At 61.3% G+C, this 450-nt stretch carries 1 protein-coding gene; it reads left to right on the top strand.

Annotated elements, in window-relative coordinates; genetic code table 11:
• Positions 1–218 precede the first annotated feature (218 nt).
• On the top strand, positions 219–450 hold a 232-nt coding region (locus SB847_RS20520; protein ID WP_410578393.1), incomplete at its 3' end, for a hypothetical protein.

Below are 450 nucleotides of genomic sequence, written 5' to 3'. Positions count from 1 at the left end.
GCATGGTGCTCGTAACCAGCGCACATATGTTGCCGGCACTGATCCGGGACAGGCCGTTTCTTGTTCGAGCGATTGGTAGCTTGCTCTGGATAGCCTGTTTGGCGACCACGTGCTACGGACATGTCACGTTCTTCCTGCTCAGCCAGCAACACGTTAGTGAACGGCGGGTATCGAGTGCAGTCGTCATGCCCTCGCCTCCCGCGCGCAGTCTGACGGTCTTGATGACCGAACGGGCAGCGATCACACAACAGCTCGCGCGAATCGATATGCGTCGCTGTGTGCGTGACTGCGCATTACGGGAGTCGCATCGTGCGACGTTGGCGGCGCGACTTGATGTCCTGAGTGCGGAAGCTGACGAAGTCCGTCGTGTCGACGCCGAACGTGACCGCCTCATGTCCCGGCGCGACGCCCTGCGCGACGATCCAGTCACGTCGCGACTGGCGGCATTAC

This window comes from Bacillus sp. SIMBA_026 (genome assembly GCF_046535335.1).
In the GTDB taxonomy this organism is placed as follows: domain Bacteria; phylum Bacillota; class Bacilli; order Bacillales; family Bacillaceae; genus Bacillus; species Bacillus velezensis.
Note: the sequence above shows the minus strand (reverse complement) of the source record. Positions and strands in the feature narration are given on the sequence as shown.